We start from the raw sequence: 17,342 nt of genomic DNA on the forward strand, positions 1-17,342 counted from the left end.
GAAGCTAAGCCTCTCAGCGCCGATGGTACTGCCCGGGGGACTGGGTGGGAGAGTAGGACGCCGCCGGACATCATTCCCGAAACGGGGTCACGACACAGTCGTGGCCCCGTTTCGGCATTCCCAGACCATTCCGGGTGGCGGGCTCTGTGGTCACCAGAGGTGACGCGTCACGGCGGTTGCCTCTCAGTGGCTCAGTCGACACGGCCGGCGGTGCAGGTGCTGGTGTCACCACCTCGGCGGTCGAGTCCGGGATCCAGAACGACGAGGGCTGAGGTGCTCCTCCAACGTCTCCTCAGGCTGGTCTGGCTCGCCGCAGGGCGACGTGCCACTTCCGGCTCACCGCCGGTGTCGTTGCACCCCGGCTCGCACCCCGTCCCGGCCGAGTCGTCGACGGGCCGACGGCGGCATCGGTCGGCGCTTGGCGGCCCCTCGCGGAGGACTGAACCGGCAGCGCAGCAGTGCTCAGGTTCTCGTGGTTGCCCTGCTCGTCGCCGGGCGTGGTGGCCGCCGTACTCGTGATGAACGGGTCCATGCGTCGAGGGCCGACCCGCGCAGGGTGTGCGGGTCGGCCCTCAGATTGCTCCAGTGACGTATCAGGGGACGGCCCGGCGCAGGCCGGCGAAGCCCAGGCCGGCGAGTGCGACAGCGGCGAGGCCAGGTACCACCAGGACGAGGACGGCCAGTGGTGCGTCGAGGAAGAAGGCACCGACCGCTCCCCACGACCCGCTGTACGTGACCAGGACCCCGGCCAGGCCGCTCAGCAACAGACTCGTGATGCCCAGGACCCACATGCCGGTCTGGCCCCACCGCTTCACCACCACACCGAGGCCCGTGCCGACCACTGACGCCAAGAGCATCGGGACGGCGAAGACCACCACCTGCAGGGCGGGGTTGTCGACGTCCAGCCGACCGGGGGCCCAGAAGGACAGTCCCACGCCCCATCCGCCGGTCGCGTTCTCCACGAGGGTGAAGACGGTGAGGACGACCCCGAAGACCAGGGACTGCAGCCCGGCGGTGAGCAGGGTGCCCAGGTAGAACGTCCTCCTGGTCAGGCTCAGGCCCATGGCCAGCGGGAACAGCTGCGTCACCGACTGCAGGAACACGATGCCGACGGTGATGTAGAGGGACACGAGGCCACCGGTGCCACCGGCGGCGCGGGCCTCGGGGGACATCGCGGCCCAGATGGCCAGGTTGATGGCGAAGCTGGAGCCCACCACCAGCCAGGGGACGCCGAGGGCCACCGGGGCGTGGATGGCGTGCAGGCGTGCTGCGGCGACGACGCGGCTCATCGCGACACTCCCTCGAGGTCGTCGGGTGCGGTCGTGGTTGGCGCTGTCGCACGACTCAGCGCGACGACGAGCTGCTGGAGCGATGTCGGTTCCGGCGTCAACCCGTGCCGAGAAGCCTCGTCGCGGTCGGTGGCCGAGTGGACCTCGACCACCGCCCGGGTGAAGGAGCCCAGTGCGTCCGAGTGGAGGACTCGCCGGCCTGCGGTGAACGCGGCGACCGCGGGGATCTGACCGGACACGGTGAGCGCTCGGTCGCGCAGGGACTCGGCGTCCTCGTCCAGCAGCACGCGTCCGCGGTCCACGAGGAGGACGTGCTCCAGGAGGTCGCCGATCTCCTCGATGAGGTGCGTGCTCAGCACGATCGTGCGTGGCTGTTCCGACCAGTCGGCGATGAGCCGGTCGTAGAACTGCTGCCGGGCCACCGCGTCCAGGCCCAGGTAGGGCTCGTCGAAGAACGTGATGGGTGCGCGCGAGGCCAGGCCGACGACGATGCCGACCATCGACGTCAAACCGCGGGACAGCTTCTTGACCGCACGGCGGCGGGGGAGGTCGAACTCCCCCACCAGCTGTGTGGCGAGGTCGTCGTCCCAGTCCGGGTACAGCATCCGGGCGGCGGTCAGGACGTCGCAGACCCGGAAGTGGTCCGGGTACCGCTGACTCTCCTTGACGAAGCAGACGCGCTGCAGGACCGAGTCCGCCTCGTAGGGGTCGACGCCGAAGACGCGCACCCTCCCCGACGTCGGCACCCGGTGGCCGGTGAGCAGTTGCATCAGGGTCGTCTTGCCTGCCCCGTTGCGCCCGAGCAGGCCGGTGATGCAGTCCTGCCGCAGCTCGGTGGTGATGCCGTCCAGAGCGGTGTGGCCACGGAAGCGCATGGTCACGTCGTCCAGCGTGGCGGCGGCGGTCATCGGGCGCCCCTCCGTTCCGCGATCATCGTGGAGATCTCGGCGCCCGAGATGCCGAGCTTGGCGGCCTCGGTCAGCAGGGGCTCCAGGTACTGGTCCGCGAACTCGCTGCGACGCCGCTTGAGCAGCTGGTCGCGGGCACCGGTGGCGACGAACATCCCGACTCCTCGTCTCTTGTGGAGGACCCCGTCGTCGACGAGCCGGTTCAGGCCCTTGGCCGCGGTGGCGGGGTTGATGCGGTGGAAGGCGGCGAGCTCGTTGGTCGAGGGCGCCTGGCTCTCCTCCGGGAGGGAGCCGTCGACGATCGCGTTCTCCACCTGTGCCGCGATCTGCCGGAAGATCGGGCCGCCGTCCTCGTTCACGCCGACCGGGCGTGACGAGGGTGAGCGCGACGGCTCGTCGGTTCACTACTCATGTAATGAACCATAGAAGCGGTACGCCACTCAGCGCAAGGGCCGACGCAACAGGACTGTCACACCCCGGGGTTAGCGTGCGGATCCCGAGACGACGGAGGTCGACCCCGTGCACCTGTCCCCGCACGAGCAGGAGCGGCTGCTGCTCAGCTACGCCGCCGAGCTGGCGCGTCGCCGGCAGGCCCGCGGACTCAAGCTCAACCTCCCGGAGGCCACGGCGCTGGTCACCGACCACGTGCTGGAGGGGGCCCGGGACGGGGTCCGGGTCACGGAGTTGATGCAGAGCGGCCGCACGGTCCTCGCCCGGGAGGACGTCATGGACGGTGTCCCGGAGCTCCTGGAGGAGGTGCAGGTGGAGGCGACCTTCCCGGACGGGACGAAGCTGGTGACCGTCCACCACCCGATCCCGTGAGCGCCAGCGAGCAGGACCGTCCGGCGCAGCCCGTGAGCGCCAGCGAGCGGGACCGTCCGGCGCAGCCCGAGGGCGGGGAGTTGCACGGCGCGGTGCCCGGGGAGGTGATCCCGGCGGAGGGCTGGATCGAGACGCTGCCCGGGGTGCCGCGGGTCGAGCTCGAGGTGCACAACAGCGGGGACCGGCCGGTCCAGGTCGGGTCACACTTCCACTTCGCGCAGACCAACGCCGCCCTGGTGTTCGACCGGGTCGCGGCGCACGGTCACCGGCTGGACATCGCTGCAGGTACGGCGGTGCGCTTCGAGCCCGGCATCGAGAAGACCGTCACCCTCGTCCCCCTGGCCGGCGCGCGCGTCGTCCCGGGCCTGACCGCAGAAGGGGGTCTGGGCTGATGGTCCGGCTGTCCCGTGAGCGCTACGCCCAGCTGTACGGCCCGACCACCGGGGACCGGATCCGGCTGGCCGACACCGACCTGCTCATCGAGGTCACCGAGGACCGCTCCGGTGGGCCCGGGCTCGCCGGCGAGGAGGCGGTGTTCGGCGGCGGCAAGGTCATCCGCGAGTCGATGGGCCAGGGTCGGGCGACCCGGGCCGAGGGCGCACCCGACCTGGTGATCACCGGCGCGGTGGTGTTGGACCACTGGGGCGTGGTGAAGGCCGACGTCGGCATCCGGGACGGCCGGATCGTGGCCCTGGGGAAGGCCGGGAACCCCGACACGATGGACGGCGTCCACCCGGACCTGGTGATCGGCCCGGCGACCGAGGTGCTGTCCGGCAACGGCAGGATCCTCACGGCCGGCGGCATCGACTGCCACGTCCACTTCATCTGCCCGCAGATCGTGCCGACCGCGCTCGGGTCGGGGGTCACCACGCTCATCGGCGGGGGCACCGGGCCGGCCGAGGGGTCCAAGGCCACCACGATCACCCCGGGTGACTGGTACCTCGCGCGGATGCTCGAGTCGATGGACGTCTGGCCGGTCAACGTCGCGCTGCTCGGCAAGGGCAACACCGTCTCGCACGCCTCCCTCGAGGAGCAGCTGCGGGCCGGGGCCAGCGGGTTCAAGCTGCACGAGGACTGGGGGTCGACCCCGGCCGCCATCGACGCGGCCCTGACCGTCGCGGGCCGCCACGGCGTCCCGGTGGCGCTGCACTCGGACACCCTCAACGAGGCCGGCTTCGTCGAGGACACCCTCGCGGCCATCGCCGGGCGCAGCATCCACGCCTACCACACGGAGGGCGCCGGGGGTGGGCACGCACCGGACATCATCACCGTCGCCGGCCACCCGAACGTGCTGCCCAGCAGCACGAACCCCACCCGGCCGCACACGGTGAACACCCTCGACGAGCACCTCGACATGCTCCTGGTCTGCCACCACCTGGACAGCTCGGTGCCCGAGGACCTGGCGTTCGCCGAGAGCCGGATCCGGCCGACGACCATCGCCGCCGAGGACCTGCTGCACGACCTGGGCGCCATCTCGATGATCGGCTCGGACTCGCAGGCGATGGGCCGGGTCGGCGAGGTCGTCATGCGCACCTGGCAGACGGCGCACGTGATGAAGCGGCGGCGTGGGTCGCTGGCCGGTGACGGCGCCGCGGACAACGCCCGGGCCCGCCGGTACGTCGCCAAGTACACGATCTGCCCCGCCGTGGCGCACGGCATCGACGGCGAAGTGGGCTCGGTCGAGCCGGGCAAGCTCGCCGACCTGGTGCTGTGGGACCCCAAGACCTTCGGGGTGCGGCCGCACGTGGTGCTCAAGGGCGGGATGATCGCCTGGGGCCAGATGGGGGACGCGAACGCCTCCATCCCCACGCCGCAGCCGGTCTTCCCCCGGCCGATGTTCGGGGCGTACGGCAAGGTCCCGGCACAGACGTCGCTGCACTTCGTGGCCCAGGCCGCGTTGGATGCCGGGCTGCCCGACCGGCTGGGCGTGGACCGTCGGCTCGTCGCGGTCCGGGACACCAGCCGGCTGGGGAAGTCCGACATGCCGGAGAACACCGCGCTGCCCGACATCCGGGTGCACCCCGACACGTTCACCGTGTCCGTCGACGGTGAGGTGTGGGCCCCCGAGCCGGTCGCCGAGCTGCCCATGGCCCAGCGCTACTTCCTCTTCTGACCGTGGCCAGGACCCTGACTCCCGGAGACGGCCGGTGACGGCGGCGCTGCTGGCGCTGGCGGACTCCCGGCTTCCTGCCGGTGGGCACACCCACTCCGGTGGGGTGGAGCAGGCCATCGCGGCCGGGATCGTCGGCGACCCGCGTTCGCTGGAGGGGTTCCTGCGTCGGCGGCTCGAGACGTCCGGGGCGGTCGCCGGTGGACTGGCCGCAGCTGCCTGCCGGGCGGTCACGGAGGCGGTGCCGGATGGTGGCCTGGCTCGCGTGCTGGTCGCGCTCGACGCGGAGGCCGACGCGCGGACCCCGTCTCCGGCACTGCGGGCGGCCGCCCGGCAGCAGGGACGTGGGCTGGTCCGGGTCGGTCGTCGTGCCTGGCCGCACCCGGCCTGGGATGCGCTGCCGGGGCACCCGCACCACCCGGTGGCCCTCGGGGTCGCCGCCGCGGCCGGGGATCTGACCGCACGGGACGCCGCGGCGGCGGCCGCCTACCTGGCGATCACCGGGCCGGCCACGGCGGCGCAACGGCTGCTGGCCATGGACCCGGTCACCGTGGCCACGGTGACCGCCCGACTCGGGCCGGACGTCGACGCCGTCGCCGCCGATGCGCTCGCCCGCACCGGTCAGGGCGGCGCCACCGCCACCGTCTCCGGCGACCACCGGACCGAGGTGACGGGGGTGGTGTCCTGGGCGCCCGCCGGTGCGTCGGTCGGGACCTGGCTACCCGCCGACACCGATCCTCTGCTGGACCTGCTCGCCGAGGTGCACGCAGCCCGGGGGGACCGGTACTTCGCCTCCTGACCGGGGGCCACCCCGCGACTCGACCGCACCATAGACCGCAGGACCGCAGGACCGCAGGACCGCAGGACCGCAGGACCGCAGGACCGCAGGACCGCAGGACCGCAGGACCGCAGGACCACCGCACGACCGACAGGGAGAGACCGTGCCGCCTGACCACAACCTCGACGACTACGTGGACCCCTACGAGCCGGGGCACCGCCACGGCGGGCCCCTGCGGGTGGGCCTCGGCGGTCCCGTCGGCTCGGGGAAGACGGCCCTGGCCGCTGCGCTGTGTCGCACGCTGGGCGCCGAGTACGACCTGGCCGTCGTCACCAACGACATCTACACGACCGAGGACGCGGACTTCCTGCGCCGCAACGCCGTGCTGCCCGACGACCGGATCGAGGCGGTGCAGACCGGCTGCTGCCCGCACACCGCGATCCGGGACGACATCACCGCCAACCTGGACGCCGTGGAGCTGCTGGAGTCCCGGCACCCCGGCCTGGAGCTGGTGCTCGTCGAGTCCGGCGGGGACAACCTGACCGCGTCGTTCAGCTACGGCCTGGTCGACGTCCAGGTGTTCGTGGTCGACGTCGCCGGAGGGGACAAGGTGCCGCGCAAGGGCGGGCCCGGGGTCACCAGCGCCGACCTGCTCGTGGTCAACAAGACCGACCTGGCCCCGATGGTGGGGGCCGACCTGGGCGTCATGCGCCGGGACTCCGATGCCGTCCGGGGCGGCAAGCCCACGTTCCTCATCTCGCTGCGCGAGGACCCGGCGGCCACCCAGGTCGCCGAGTGGGTCCGCGAGCAGGTCCGCGCCCGCGCCGTCGCGCACGCGTGAGCCGCAGCCGGTGAGGACGCTGGTCGAGGTGGTCGCCCGACCCGGGCCGGGCGGGCGCACCGTGCTCCCCGTCGTCCGGGCCAGCGGGCAGCTCGCCGTCCGGCGCACCGGGCCGACCACCGTCCACCTCGTGGCCACCGCCTTCGGGCCGCTCGGTGGCGACGACGCCGAGGTCCGGCTCGTGGTCGAGGAGGGTGCCCGGCTGTCGGTGCGCACGGTGGCCGCAGCCGTCGTCCTCCCTGCCCGCGGCGAGTCGCCGGCCTCGGTCCAGCGGGTGCTCGCCGAGGTCGCCGGCGAGCTGGACCTGCAGCCCGAACCGACCGTCGTCACCGCGGGGGCGCAGCACCGGGCGCTGCTGCACGCCGTCCTGGCCGACGGTGCCCGGCTGACCGCCACCGAGCAGGTCCAGCTCGGCCGGACCGGCGAGGAGCCCGGCCGCTGGACCGGGACCACCCGGGTCGAGCGCGCGGGGCTGCCCGTGCTGCACACCACGGTGGGCCTGGGGCCCGGGGCTCCGGCCTGGCTGCCGCCGGTCGCTCCCCGCGCCTACGCCAGCACCGTCCACCTGGGTGCCGCCGGGACCCGCGAGGTCGGTGACGACGCCGTCCGGCTGCCGCTGGTCGACGGGTGGGTCGCCACCGCCTGGGGTGACCGGCTGACCCCCACGCTCACCCGGCTCGCCGCACTGGACCGGGTGACCCACGACCCCGCACTCCTGGAGGACGCCCGATGACCGGGACACCGCTGGTGGTCCGCGCCCGCCGCGTGGTGACGCCCGACGGTGAGCGCCCGGCCGCGGTGCACGTCGCCGACGGGCGGATCACCGCGGTCACCGACTTCGACGACGCCGGTCCGGACGGGTCCGTCACGCTCGGCGACGACGAGGTGCTGCTGCCCGGTCTCGTCGACAGCCACGTGCACGTCAACGAGCCGGGCCGTACCGAGTGGGAGGGCTTCGCCTCCGCCACCCGGGCCGCCGCTGCCGGTGGCGTGACCACCGTCGTGGACATGCCCTTGAACTCGATCCCGCCGACCACGACGCTGACCGGGCTGGAGGTCAAGCGGGCGGTGGCCCGCGGGCAGATCAGCGTGGACGTCGCCTTCTGGGGCGGGGCGGTGCCCGGGAACACCGCCGAGTTCGTCCCGATGCTGGCGGCCGGGGTCGTCGGGTTCAAGTGCTTCCTGCTCGACAGCGGGGTGCCGGAGTTCCCGCCGCTGGACCCCGCCGGGCTCCGGTCGGCGCTCACCGCGCTGGCCGCCGTCGACGGCCTGCTCATCGCGCACTGTGAGGACGAGGCCACGATCGCGGCCGCCCCCGCCCCCGAGGGCGCCAGCTACGCCGCGTTCCTCGCCTCCCGGCCCGAGGCCGCCGAGGAGACGGCCATCGGGCTGCTGCTGGCCGCTGCCGCCGAGACCGGTGCGCGGGTGCACGTCGTGCACCTGGCCGACGCCGGAGCGCTGCTCGCGCTGCGCCGGGCCCGGGCCGAGGGCGTCCGGGTGACCGTGGAGACCTGTCCGCACTACCTGACCTTCGCCGCCGACGAGGTCCCCGACGGCGACACCGCCTACAAGTGCTGCCCGCCGATCCGCCAGGCCGGACACCGCGAGGCCCTGTGGCAGGCCCTGGCCGACGGCGAGATCGACCTCGTCGTCAGCGACCACTCGCCGTGCACCGCGGAGCTCAAGCGGCTCGACGTCGGGGACTTCGGCCTGGCCTGGGGCGGCATCGCCGGCCTGCAGGTCGCCCTGCCCGCCGTCTGGACCGGCGCGCGGGCCCGCGGCGTCCCGCTCACCCGGGTGGTCGAGCTGATGTCGGCCGCACCGGCCCGGCTGGCCGGCCTGTCGGCCAAGGGCGCGATCGCCGTCGGCAAGGACGCCGACCTGGTCGCCTTCGCCCCCGACGAGGCCTTCACCGTCGACCGGCTCGAGCACAGGAACCCGGTGACGCCCTACCGCGGGCGCGAACTCACCGGTGTCGTCCGCCGCACCTGGCTGCGCGGCACCGAGGTGGACGGCGTCCCCCGCGGCCGGCTGCTCGACCGGGAAGGCACCTGACGCTCACCGACCGCGGCTCCTCCCGGGCCGCCTCGTCGAGCACCTGCGGGTCGTCCTGCACCTCCTCCCGCGGAGTCGGCGCCGCCCGGTCCGGTCGCGCGCGCATGCGCCGCCAGGTCCTCCCGACCGTCCTGGGTCCCCTCCGAGCTGCGCCACGGTGGCCCCCCGCTGTCCCGTCGAGCACCGACCACCCGCTCCCACCCCCTCTGCCACAGTGGACGCACCCGTCCTGACAGGAGACCGATGACCGACGCGCGTGCCCCCTGGGCCCAGCTCCCCGACCTGGCCAGCCGTGCGCTGGGTGGGGCCGTGGTGGCGGCCAACGACGAGTTCTTCGCCGCCCGGGAGAACCTGGTGCTGCCCTGGCCCGCCGTCGCGCGCACCGAGTTCGGCCACAAGGGCAAGGAGTACGACGGCTGGGAGACCCGCCGCCGCCGCAGCGCCGGGCACGACTGGGCGGTCGTCCGGCTCGGTGCGCCCGGGATCGTCGCCGGGGTCGTCGTGGACACCGCGTTCTTCACCGGCAACTACCCGCCGCAGGCCTCGGTGGAGGGCGTCGCGGTCGACGGGCACCCCTCGGTCGCCGAGCTCGAGCAGGCGGACTGGCAGCCGCTGCTGCCCTCGGTCGACCTGGCTGGGGACACCGCCAACGCCTTCGCGGTCGACTCCGACCGGCGGGTCACCCACGTCCGGCTGGCCATCCACCCCGACGGTGGCGTGGCCCGCCTGCGGGTGCACGGCACCGTCGTCCCGGACCCCCGGTACCTCGACGCCGGCCCGTTCGACCTGGCGGCGCTGGAGAACGGCGGGCTGGTGACCGCGGTGAGCAACGAGTTCTACGGCACCCCGCACCAGCTGGTCGGCCGTGGCCTGGCCCGCTCGATGGGCGAGGGCTGGGAGACCGCCCGTCGCCGGGACGACGGCAACGACTGGGTGCACGTCCAGCTGGCCTGCGAGGGAACCGTCACCCTCGCCGAGCTGGACACCTCGTACTTCCTGGGCAACGCCCCCGGTGCCGCCTCGCTGACCGGGATCGCCGCCGACGGGACCGAGGTGGAGCTGCTGGCCCGCACCCCGCTGCAGCCCGACACCCGACACCGGTTCCTGCTCGAGGACGCCGCCGGGGTGGTCGCCGTCCGGCTCGACGTGTTCCCGGACGGCGGGATGGCCCGGCTGCGGCTGTGGGGCCGCCCCACCGAGGCCGGTCGGGCCGAGCTGGACAGGCGCTTCACGGCCTCCTGACCAGCGGTTCCACCCGTCCGGGTCGGGTGGGGTGCAGGCCGGGCCGGTACCTGCCGTTGGGAGGGAGCCGACGCCGTCCGTGGCCGTCGACCCCCACCCTGGAGCCACCGTGTCCCGAGTCCCCACCCGTCTCGCCCTCGCCGCGTCCGTCCCGCTCGTCGTGCTCCTGCTGGGCGGCTGCAGCTCCGCGGTCTCCTCCGACGACGTGGCCGGTCAGGTCAGCGACGCCATCGAGGAGCAGACCGGCACCCGCCCCGACGTCACCTGCCCGGAGGACCTGGCCGGCGAGGTCGGCGCGGAGACCAGCTGCGAGGTGACCGACCCGGGCACCGGCGACGTCGTCGACGCCACGGTCAGCGTGGCCGAGGTGGAGGGCGACACGGCGTCGCTGTCCATCGAGGTGGGGTCCGAGGAGCCCGCCACCCGGTCCGCGGGCGCAGCGGCCGGCTGACCTGGTCGGACGGGGCCGTCGTGTCCGGCGGCCCCCGGCCTCCAGCTGCCGATACGTTCTGGGCCGACGCACAGCCGGCCCGTGCTGTGCACGGACCGAGGAGCCCCCATCACCCGCACCGCACGCCGCCTGGTCCTGACCCTGGCCGCCGCCCCCGCGCTCGCCCTGTCGCTGTCCGCCTGCGGCGCCGGGTCGGTCGACTCCGACGACGTCGAGGAGAGCGCCGAGACCCAGCTCATGGACCAGACCGGTTCCGACGTCCGTCCCGACATCGACTGCGAGGACGACCTCCCCGCCGAGGAGGGCGCGGCGATCGTCTGCACGCTGACCGCCGACGGCCTCGAGGGTGAGTACGACGTCGACATCACCGTGAACTCGGTCGACGGCAACAACGTCGCCTACGACGTCCAGGTCGCCGACACCCCCCGTTGATCCTCCCTCCCGCGCCGGCCCGCCGTGGCCGGCGCGGGACGGGCGAGCAGGCCCCGGTCGGCCCGCCGAGCCGCGGGCGGTCTCAGGCCCCGGTGGCGCCCTCGGCGTCCCAGGTGCCGGTGCGGTCGGTGGGGTCCAGCTCGACCACCGCCCGGCCCGGGGACGACGGTGCCGCCGGCCGCGGCGTCGTCCAGGTGACCGTCGGGGTGCTGCCCAGGCCCAGGGCGATGTGCTCGGGCTTGATCGGCACCGCCGGCAGCGGCAGCCCGGTCGCCGCGCGGACGGCCGCAGCCACCGCCGGCACCGCGGTGCACAACGGGGGCTCGCCGACGCCCTTCCAGCCGTGCGGCATCCCCGGCTCGGGGTCGGTGACGTAGGTGGAGACGACCTCCGGGGCGTCCACGATCGTCGGGATCAGGTAGCCCTCGAAGTGCGGGTTGGTGATCAGCCCGTCGACGACGACCACCTCCTCCATCAGCGCCAGGCCCATGCCCTGCACGATGCCGCCCTCGATCTGGCCGAGCAGCTGGGTCGGGTTCACGACGGTGCCGACGTCCTGGCAGGAGGCGATCTGCACGACGCTCACCAGCCCGAGGTCCACGTCCACGTCGACGACGGCGCGCTGGGCGGAGAAGCCGAAGCCGACGTACATGCCGCCCTCGGTGGAGCCCAGCGGGTACGTGTCCGGGTGGGCGAAGTGCTCGGTGGCCCGCACGGTGTGCCCGGGTGCGGCGTCGGCGACCTCGGTGAGCGGGCGGCCGGCGGCGCAGACCGTCGTGCCGGCGATGGAGAGCGTGGCGGGGTCCAGGTCGCCGGCCCGGGCGACCCGGGCCAGCAGCCGGTCCCGGACGACCTCGCAGGCCCGGTGCACCGCGGTGCCCGAGGCCATCGTCTGCCGGGACGCCGAGGTGGACCCGGCCGAGGCGATGAGGGTGTCGGGCTGGGTGACGGTCACCGTCGTCGCGCCCAGCGCGGTGCGGGCGATCTGCTCGGCCACGGTGACGAAGCCCTGGCCGACCTCCGCGCAGGCGCAGTGCACGGTGGCGTGCCCGTCGCGCAGCGAGACCGTCGCCGTCGACTCGTCGGTGTGGCCCTCGCTGAAGGCCAGGTTCTTGATGGTGACCGCGTAGCCGACGCCGCGCCGGACGGTGCCGCCCTCGGCGGCCCGGCCGACGCCGCCGGGCGCCTTGGCCGGTCCGGTGGGCAGCGGCAGGTCCCGGACGCCCTCGATGACCTCGCGCACCGGGGTGGGTGCGTCGAGGGTCTGCCCGAAGGTGGCGACGTCGCCCCGGCGCAGCGCGTTGCGCAGCCGCACCTCCAGCGGATCCAGGCCGAGTGCGGCGGCCAGCGCGTCGAGCTGCGCCTCGTGCGCGAACGCCGCCTGCGGGACGCCGAACCCGCGCATCGCCCCGCACGAGGGGTTGTGGGTGCGGACCGAGGAGCCCTCGAAACGGCCGTTGGGCACCCGGTAGGGCCCCTGCAGCAGGGTCACGGTGTTGGTGATGACGACCGGTGAGGTGGAGGCGTAGGCCCCGCCGTCCAGCAGCACCCGGCCCTCGACGGCGACGATCGTGCCGTCGGCGTCCGCGCTGTGCCGCAGCCAGATCGTGCCCGGGTGGCGCTGGCGGTGGCCCAGGAAGGACTCCTCGCGGGTGTACTCGACCCGCACCGGGCGGCCGGTGGCCAGCGCGAGCAGGCAGGCGTGGGTGTGCAGGGTGACGTCCTCGCGGCCGCCGAACGCGCCGCCGACTCCGGCGAGCCGGACCTCGACCTGCTCGGGGGGCAGGCCCAGAGCCCGGGCGACCTGCTGCTGGTCCGAGTGCAGCCACTGGGTGGCCACCTCCAGCAGCACCCCGCCGCCGTGCAGCGGGGTGGCCATCCCGGCCTCGGGGGCGAGGAACGCCGGGTCCTGCATGCCGATCCGGTAGGTGTTCTCCACCGTGACGACGCCCCGGGCGTCCGGGTCGCCGCAGGTGTAGGCGACGTGCCGGTAGACGTTGCCCTCCGGGTGCGCCTGCGGGTGCAGCGGCGGCGCCGTCAGCGCGGCCTCGGGGTCGGTGACGGCGGGCAGCACCTCGTACTCGACGACGACGGCCCGCGCGGCCCGGCGGGCGGTGGCGGCGTCCACGGCGGCCAGCACGACGACCGGCTCCCCGGCGTAGCGGACGACGTCCCCGGCGAGGACCGGCTCGTCGCGCATGGTCAGGCCGAACCACGGGTCGCCCGGCACGTCGTCGGCGGTGAGCACCGCGTGCACCCCGTCGGTCGCGCGGGCCGCGGTGGTGTCGATGCGGGTGATGCGCGCGTGCGGGTGCGGCGAGCGGACCGTGACGCCGACCAGCACGTCGTCGGCGGTGAGGTCACCGGCGTAGACGAACTCCCCGCGCACCTTGGCCGGGCCGTCGGGGCGCCGGACCGACTCGCCGATGCCGCCGGTCACGACGTCGCCTCCCGGCGTCCGGCCGCGGCCGCCTCGACGGCGGCGACGATCCGGCCGTAGCCGGTGCAGCGGCACAGGTTGCCGTACAGCGCGCCCTCGATCTCCTCGCGGGTCGGGTCGGGGTTGGTGTCCAGCAGCTCGGTGGCCGCGGTGACGAACCCGGCGGTGCAGATGCCGCACTGCACGGCGCCCTCGGCGAGGAAGGCCTCCTGCACGTCGGACAGCTCGCCGTCCGGGCCGTTGATCGAGGCGATGGTGGACACCGCGCAGCCGGCGACGGTCGCCGCGGGCACCAGGCAGGCGCACAGCACGTGGGCGTCCTCGCCGGGCACGGTCACCGACACGGCACAGGCGCCGCACCGGCCGTGCGCGCAGCCCACCTTGGGCCCGCGCACCCCCAGCCGGTCGCGCAGCACGGTCAGCAGCGACTCGCTGAACCCGGCCTCGACGGCCGAGGTGGTGCCGTCGACGGTCAGCTCGAACTCCACGTCGGCCATCAGGACCCCAGTCCGGCGTCGACCTGGGCGCGGACGACGAGCCGTACGGCCAGCACGCCCAGGGCGTGCCGCCGGTACTCGGCCGAGGCGACGGGGTCGGTGGGCGGGTCCACGGCGGCGTCCACGGCGGCTCTCAGCTCCTCGGGGGTGGCGGTGCCGTCCAGCAGCGCGGTGGCGACGGCGTCGACGGCGTCCGAGCGGACCGGGGTGGGGCCGGCGTTGCCGAACGCGAGCCGGACCCGGCCGGCCGCGGCGACGGCGGCGACGGAGGCGGTGGCGACGAACTGGGCGTTGCGCCGGCCGACCTTGGCGTAGTCGGCGAAGCCGCGGTGCCGGGGCAGCCGGAGGGCGGTGAGCAGCTCGCCGGGGCCGATCGCGGTGACGCCGGGTGCGGTGACGAAGCCGTCGAAGGGCACGGTGCGGGTGCCGCCGGGGCCGGTCAGCTCCAGGGCGGCGTCCGCGGCGAGCAGGGCCGGCAGCAGGTTCCGGTAGGGCAGCGCGCTCATCACGTTGCCGCCGATCGTGGCCTCGGTGCGCACCAGCGGTGTGCCCAGCGACGTCGCGGCGGCGGCCAGGGCGCGGTGTTCCACGTGGATCAACGCGGCCACCGGGGTGCCGGCGGCGACCACCAGCTCGTCGTCGGTGGTGGTGACGCCGCGCAGCTCGCGGACCCGGCGCAGCGACACGAAGCCCTCGGCCCGGCGGGTGCGCCACAGCAGGTCCGGCATGACCTCGGTGCCGCCGGCCACGACGGTGGCGTCCGGGCGGTCGGCCAGGGCGGTGATCGCCTCACCGAGGGTCTCGGGGAGGGCGAAGCGGGGTGCGGCGAGCAGCACTCGGGAACCTCTCGGTCAGCACGGACAGCCAGCCGACCGTAACCGGGGATTGTCACGACACCGTGTCGCAACGAGCGGACGGCAGGATGCGGGCATGTCCGCACCCACCCCCGCACCGGCCCGCCCCGCCGACCTGCTGGTCCACGACGCCGACCTGCTGGCCACCGTGGACGAGGCCCGCGCCGAGATCGCCGGCGGCTGGGTGGCCGTCACCGACGGGGTGGTGACGGCGGTCGGCGGGCCCGCCGACCCGAAGCCCGAGGCGCTGCGGCGGGTGGACGCGCGCGGCTGCCTGGTCACCCCGGGCCTGGTCAACACCCACCACCACCTGTACCAGAACCTGACCCGCGCCTACGCCCCCGCGCTGACCGGCGGGCTGTTCGAGTGGCTGGTGACGCTGTACCCGCTGTGGGCCCGGCTCGACGAGGAGGCGGTCTACACCAGCACGTTCGTCGGACTCACCGAGCTCGCGCTGGGCGGCTGCACCACCTCCACCGACCACTCCTACGTGCACCCCGCCGGCGCCGGGGACCTGATCACCGCCGAGGTCCGGGCGGCCCGCGACCTGGGCATGCGGTTCCACCCCACCCGGGGCTCGATGTCGCTGTCGGTCAAGGACGGCGGGCTGCCACCGGACTCCGTCGTGCAGGACGACGACACGATCCTCGCGGACTCCGAGCGGCTCGTCGGCCTGCACCACGACCGGTCACCGCACGCGATGACCCGGATCGCGCTGGCCCCGTGCTCGCCGTTCAGCGTCTCCACCGCGCTGATGCGACAGACCGCGGAGCTGGCCGAGCGACTCGACGTCCGGCTGCACACCCACCTGTGCGAGACCCAGGACGAGGACGCCTTCTGCCTGGAGACCTTCGGCCGCCGGCCGGTCGACTACCTGGAGGACGTCGGCTGGCTGACCGACCGGTCCTGGCTCGCGCACGTGGTCTGGCCCGACGCCTCCGAGGTCGTCCGGCTGGGCGCCGCCGGGGTCGGGGCGGCGCACTGCCCGTCGTCCAACATGATCCTGGGCTCCGGGCTGTCCCCGGTGGCCGAGCTGCGGGCGGCCGGGGCGCCGGTCGGGCTGGGTGTGGACGGGTCGGCGTCGGCGGACTCGGCGTCGCTGTGGCTGGAGGCCCGCACCGCGATGCTGCAGGGCAAGCTGCGCCACGGCGCCGCCGCGATGTCCGCCCGGGACGCGCTGGAGGTCGCCACCCGCGGGGGAGCGGCCTGCCTGGGCCGGGCCGGGGAGATCGGCGAGCTGTCGGTGGGTGCCTGCGGTGACCTCGTCGTCTGGCCGCTGGAGGGCGTCCGGTTCGCCGGTGCTCTGTCCGACCCGGTGGAGGCCTGGCTGCGCTGCGGGCCGGTCTCCCCGCGGCACACCGTCGTCGCCGGGCGGTTCGTCGTCGAGGACGGCGTCCCGGTGCACGCCGGGCTCGACGAGCAGCTGGCCGTGCACCGTCGCGTCTCGGCCCGCCTGCAGGCCTGAGGGTCGAGCGCGGGGGGTCAGAGCGCGGGGGGGCAGAGCGCGGCGGCCAGGGTCTCCAGGTCGGCGTCGGTCACGTCCAGGTGCGGGGACACCCGCAGCACCGGGCCGGTCAGTTCCCCGGGCGCCCGGGCCGGCAGGCAGGCTGTGGTGACCACGCCGTGCTCGGCCCGCAGCCGGGCCACGGTCCCGGCGACGTCGACGCCGTCGGGCGGGACCAGCGTGGTGGCCGCTGTCGGCTCGCCGAACGGCTCGACCACCCGCCAGCCCGCGACGCCGTCCACCCGCTCCCGGACGGCGCGGCCGACGCCGGCCAGCCGCGCCCGGACCGCGGCCGGGCCGGCGGCCAGGTGCTCGCCGATCGCCAGGGTCAGGCCGACCCGGCCGGCCACGTGCGCGTCGTGGGTCTCGAAGGACAGCACGTCGGCCGGGTCGCCCTGGACCGGGACGAGCCCGGCGCGGAACGCCGGGCGCAGCACCAGGAAGCCGACCCCCCGGGGGCCGGCCAGCCACTTCCGGGAGGTGCCGTAGACGGCGTCGGCGCGCACGTCGCAGTCGACCTGACCCAGCGCCTGCGCGACGTCGAGGACCAGCGGGACCCCGGTCGCCCGGCACAGCCGGGACACCTCCACCACCGGCTGGACCACGGCGCGGTGGCTGGCGACCACGGTCAGGTGCACCGCGGCCGGCGGGTCCGAGCGCAGCAGCCGGGCCAGCGCCTCGACGTCGACCCGGCCCAGGTCGTCGGCCGGCAGCGCCTCGGGGACGAGCCCGGCGTACCGGATCGCGGCGAGGTTGCCGTGGTACTCCCCGGGCAGCACCCCGACCCGCGACCCGGCCGGCAGCGGCCACGCCGCGAAGAGGACGCGCACTGCCGAGCTCGCGGACTCGGTGAAGGCGACGTCGGCGGCGGCCATCCCGACCAGCCCGCCCAGCACGGACCGGCCCTGCTGCAGCAGCGTCTCCGCCGACGCCTCGGCCTGGTAGCCGCCGACCTCGGCCTCGTGCCGGGCGTGGTGCGCGACGGCGTCGAGGACCTTGACCGACTGCCGGCTGCACGCCGCGGAGTCCAGGTGCACGCCGGCCGGCCGGGGCCGGGCGGCCCGCCAGGCGGCGCCCAGCTCTGGGAGGGGGAGGTCCGTCACGCGGCCATCCTCCCTG

At 74.8% G+C, this 17,342-nt stretch carries 18 protein-coding genes; 11 read left to right on the forward strand and 7 right to left on the reverse strand.

All coding sequences use genetic code 11. The features are described from left to right. Window positions 1-593: 593 nt before the first annotated feature. Genes AC0IVP_RS19010 through AC0IVP_RS19020 form a run of 3 tightly spaced genes read right to left on the reverse strand, consistent with a single transcriptional unit; the run spans window position 594 to window position 2,556 of the window. Window positions 594-1,289: a hypothetical protein gene (locus tag AC0IVP_RS19010; RefSeq protein WP_471758605.1), complete on the reverse strand. Its 696-nt coding sequence runs from the start codon at window positions 1,287-1,289 to the stop codon at window positions 594-596. Beyond that, window positions 1,286-2,197 (reverse strand): ABC transporter ATP-binding protein, encoded by a 912-nt coding sequence (locus AC0IVP_RS19015; RefSeq protein WP_471758607.1) that lies wholly within the window; start codon window positions 2,195-2,197, stop codon window positions 1,286-1,288. The genes AC0IVP_RS19010 and AC0IVP_RS19015 overlap by 4 nt, the downstream gene beginning before the upstream one ends. Next, window positions 2,194-2,556 carry a GntR family transcriptional regulator gene (locus tag AC0IVP_RS19020; RefSeq protein ID WP_056290879.1) on the reverse strand — a complete coding sequence of 121 codons (363 nt, stop codon included), beginning with the start codon at window positions 2,554-2,556 and terminating at the stop codon, window positions 2,194-2,196. The genes AC0IVP_RS19015 and AC0IVP_RS19020 overlap by 4 nt, the downstream gene beginning before the upstream one ends. A gap of 160 nt (window positions 2,557-2,716) precedes the next feature. Here AC0IVP_RS19020 and AC0IVP_RS19025 point away from each other — a divergent pair, with 160 nt between their 5' ends. The 10 genes from AC0IVP_RS19025 (at window position 2,717) to AC0IVP_RS19070 (ending at window position 10,928) form a co-directional block, all read left to right on the forward strand. Then, window positions 2,717-3,019, forward strand: coding sequence for an urease subunit gamma (locus tag AC0IVP_RS19025; protein ID WP_056290877.1), 303 nt, complete (start codon window positions 2,717-2,719; stop codon window positions 3,017-3,019). Beyond that, window positions 3,016-3,411 carry an urease subunit beta gene (locus AC0IVP_RS19030; RefSeq protein WP_471758609.1) on the forward strand — a complete coding sequence of 132 codons (396 nt, stop codon included), beginning with the start codon at window positions 3,016-3,018 and terminating at the stop codon, window positions 3,409-3,411. The genes AC0IVP_RS19025 and AC0IVP_RS19030 overlap by 4 nt, the downstream gene beginning before the upstream one ends. Then, window positions 3,411-5,132 carry an urease subunit alpha gene (locus AC0IVP_RS19035; protein WP_471758611.1) on the forward strand — a complete coding sequence of 574 codons (1,722 nt, stop codon included), beginning with the start codon at window positions 3,411-3,413 and terminating at the stop codon, window positions 5,130-5,132. Before AC0IVP_RS19030 ends, AC0IVP_RS19035 begins: the two co-directional genes overlap by 1 nt. A gap of 34 nt (window positions 5,133-5,166) precedes the next feature. After that, the gene (locus tag AC0IVP_RS19040) at window positions 5,167-5,928 is read left to right on the forward strand and encodes an urease accessory protein UreF (RefSeq protein WP_471758613.1); all 762 of its coding nucleotides are present in this window, start codon (window positions 5,167-5,169) and stop codon (window positions 5,926-5,928) included. Between the two features lie 142 nt (window positions 5,929-6,070). Beyond that, a complete protein-coding gene (gene ureG / locus AC0IVP_RS19045) occupies window positions 6,071-6,748 on the forward strand; it encodes an urease accessory protein UreG (RefSeq protein ID WP_056290870.1) in 678 nt (225 codons plus the stop codon). Window positions 6,749-6,758: 10 nt separating this feature from the next. After that, on the forward strand, window positions 6,759-7,481 hold the full coding sequence (locus AC0IVP_RS19050; RefSeq protein ID WP_471758615.1) for an urease accessory protein UreD: 723 nt from the start codon (window positions 6,759-6,761) through the stop codon (window positions 7,479-7,481). Next, window positions 7,478-8,803: an allantoinase AllB gene (allB, locus tag AC0IVP_RS19055; RefSeq protein WP_471758617.1), complete on the forward strand. Its 1,326-nt coding sequence runs from the start codon at window positions 7,478-7,480 to the stop codon at window positions 8,801-8,803. Before AC0IVP_RS19050 ends, allB begins: the two co-directional genes overlap by 4 nt. Before the next feature lie 243 nt (window positions 8,804-9,046). Further along, a complete protein-coding gene (alc, locus tag AC0IVP_RS19060) occupies window positions 9,047-10,045 on the forward strand; it encodes an allantoicase (protein WP_471758619.1) in 999 nt (332 codons plus the stop codon). A gap of 109 nt (window positions 10,046-10,154) precedes the next feature. Continuing rightward, window positions 10,155-10,496 (forward strand): DUF4333 domain-containing protein, encoded by a 342-nt coding sequence (locus AC0IVP_RS19065; protein ID WP_471758621.1) that lies wholly within the window; start codon window positions 10,155-10,157, stop codon window positions 10,494-10,496. 81 nt (window positions 10,497-10,577) lie between these two features. Next, a complete protein-coding gene (locus tag AC0IVP_RS19070) occupies window positions 10,578-10,928 on the forward strand; it encodes a DUF4333 domain-containing protein (protein WP_056290862.1) in 351 nt (116 codons plus the stop codon). A gap of 82 nt (window positions 10,929-11,010) precedes the next feature. Here the strand turns inward: AC0IVP_RS19070 and pucD are convergent, their stop codons facing one another. From pucD to AC0IVP_RS19085, 3 genes are read right to left on the reverse strand one after another with little or no spacing between them, the layout of a single operon-like run. Beyond that, a complete protein-coding gene (gene pucD / locus AC0IVP_RS19075; protein WP_471758623.1) occupies window positions 11,011-13,368 on the reverse strand; it encodes a xanthine dehydrogenase subunit D in 2,358 nt (785 codons plus the stop codon). Beyond that, the gene (locus AC0IVP_RS19080; RefSeq protein ID WP_471758625.1) at window positions 13,365-13,865 is read right to left on the reverse strand and encodes a (2Fe-2S)-binding protein; all 501 of its coding nucleotides are present in this window, start codon (window positions 13,863-13,865) and stop codon (window positions 13,365-13,367) included. Before AC0IVP_RS19080 ends, pucD begins: the two co-directional genes overlap by 4 nt. After that, a complete protein-coding gene (locus tag AC0IVP_RS19085) occupies window positions 13,865-14,701 on the reverse strand; it encodes an FAD binding domain-containing protein (protein WP_056290857.1) in 837 nt (278 codons plus the stop codon). The genes AC0IVP_RS19080 and AC0IVP_RS19085 overlap by 1 nt, the downstream gene beginning before the upstream one ends. 94 nt (window positions 14,702-14,795) lie before the next feature. Here AC0IVP_RS19085 and AC0IVP_RS19090 point away from each other — a divergent pair, with 94 nt between their 5' ends. Further along, window positions 14,796-16,184, forward strand: a complete 1,389-nt coding sequence (locus tag AC0IVP_RS19090) for an 8-oxoguanine deaminase (protein WP_471758627.1) — start codon at window positions 14,796-14,798, stop codon at window positions 16,182-16,184. A gap of 17 nt (window positions 16,185-16,201) precedes the next feature. On the opposite strand, the gene egtE is transcribed toward AC0IVP_RS19090, so the two are convergent. Continuing rightward, window positions 16,202-17,326, reverse strand: a complete 1,125-nt coding sequence (gene egtE / locus AC0IVP_RS19095) for an ergothioneine biosynthesis PLP-dependent enzyme EgtE (protein ID WP_471758629.1) — start codon at window positions 17,324-17,326, stop codon at window positions 16,202-16,204. Window positions 17,327-17,342: the final 16 nt, after the last annotated feature.

This window comes from Klenkia sp. AC732 (assembly GCF_979256525.1).

Coding starts and splice junctions, on each gene's coding strand:
- AC0IVP_RS19010 (WP_471758605.1), bottom strand. CDS start 1,289: ATGAGCCGCGTCGTCGCCGCAGCACGCCTGCACGCCATCCACGCCCCG.
- AC0IVP_RS19015 (WP_471758607.1), bottom strand. CDS start 2,197: ATGACCGCCGCCGCCACGCTGGACGACGTGACCATGCGCTTCCGTGGC.
- AC0IVP_RS19035 (WP_471758611.1), top strand. CDS start 3,411: ATGGTCCGGCTGTCCCGTGAGCGCTACGCCCAGCTGTACGGCCCGACC.
- allB (WP_471758617.1), top strand. CDS start 7,478: ATGACCGGGACACCGCTGGTGGTCCGCGCCCGCCGCGTGGTGACGCCC.
- alc (WP_471758619.1), top strand. CDS start 9,047: ATGACCGACGCGCGTGCCCCCTGGGCCCAGCTCCCCGACCTGGCCAGC.
- AC0IVP_RS19080 (WP_471758625.1), bottom strand. CDS start 13,865: ATGGCCGACGTGGAGTTCGAGCTGACCGTCGACGGCACCACCTCGGCC.
- AC0IVP_RS19090 (WP_471758627.1), top strand. CDS start 14,796: ATGTCCGCACCCACCCCCGCACCGGCCCGCCCCGCCGACCTGCTGGTC.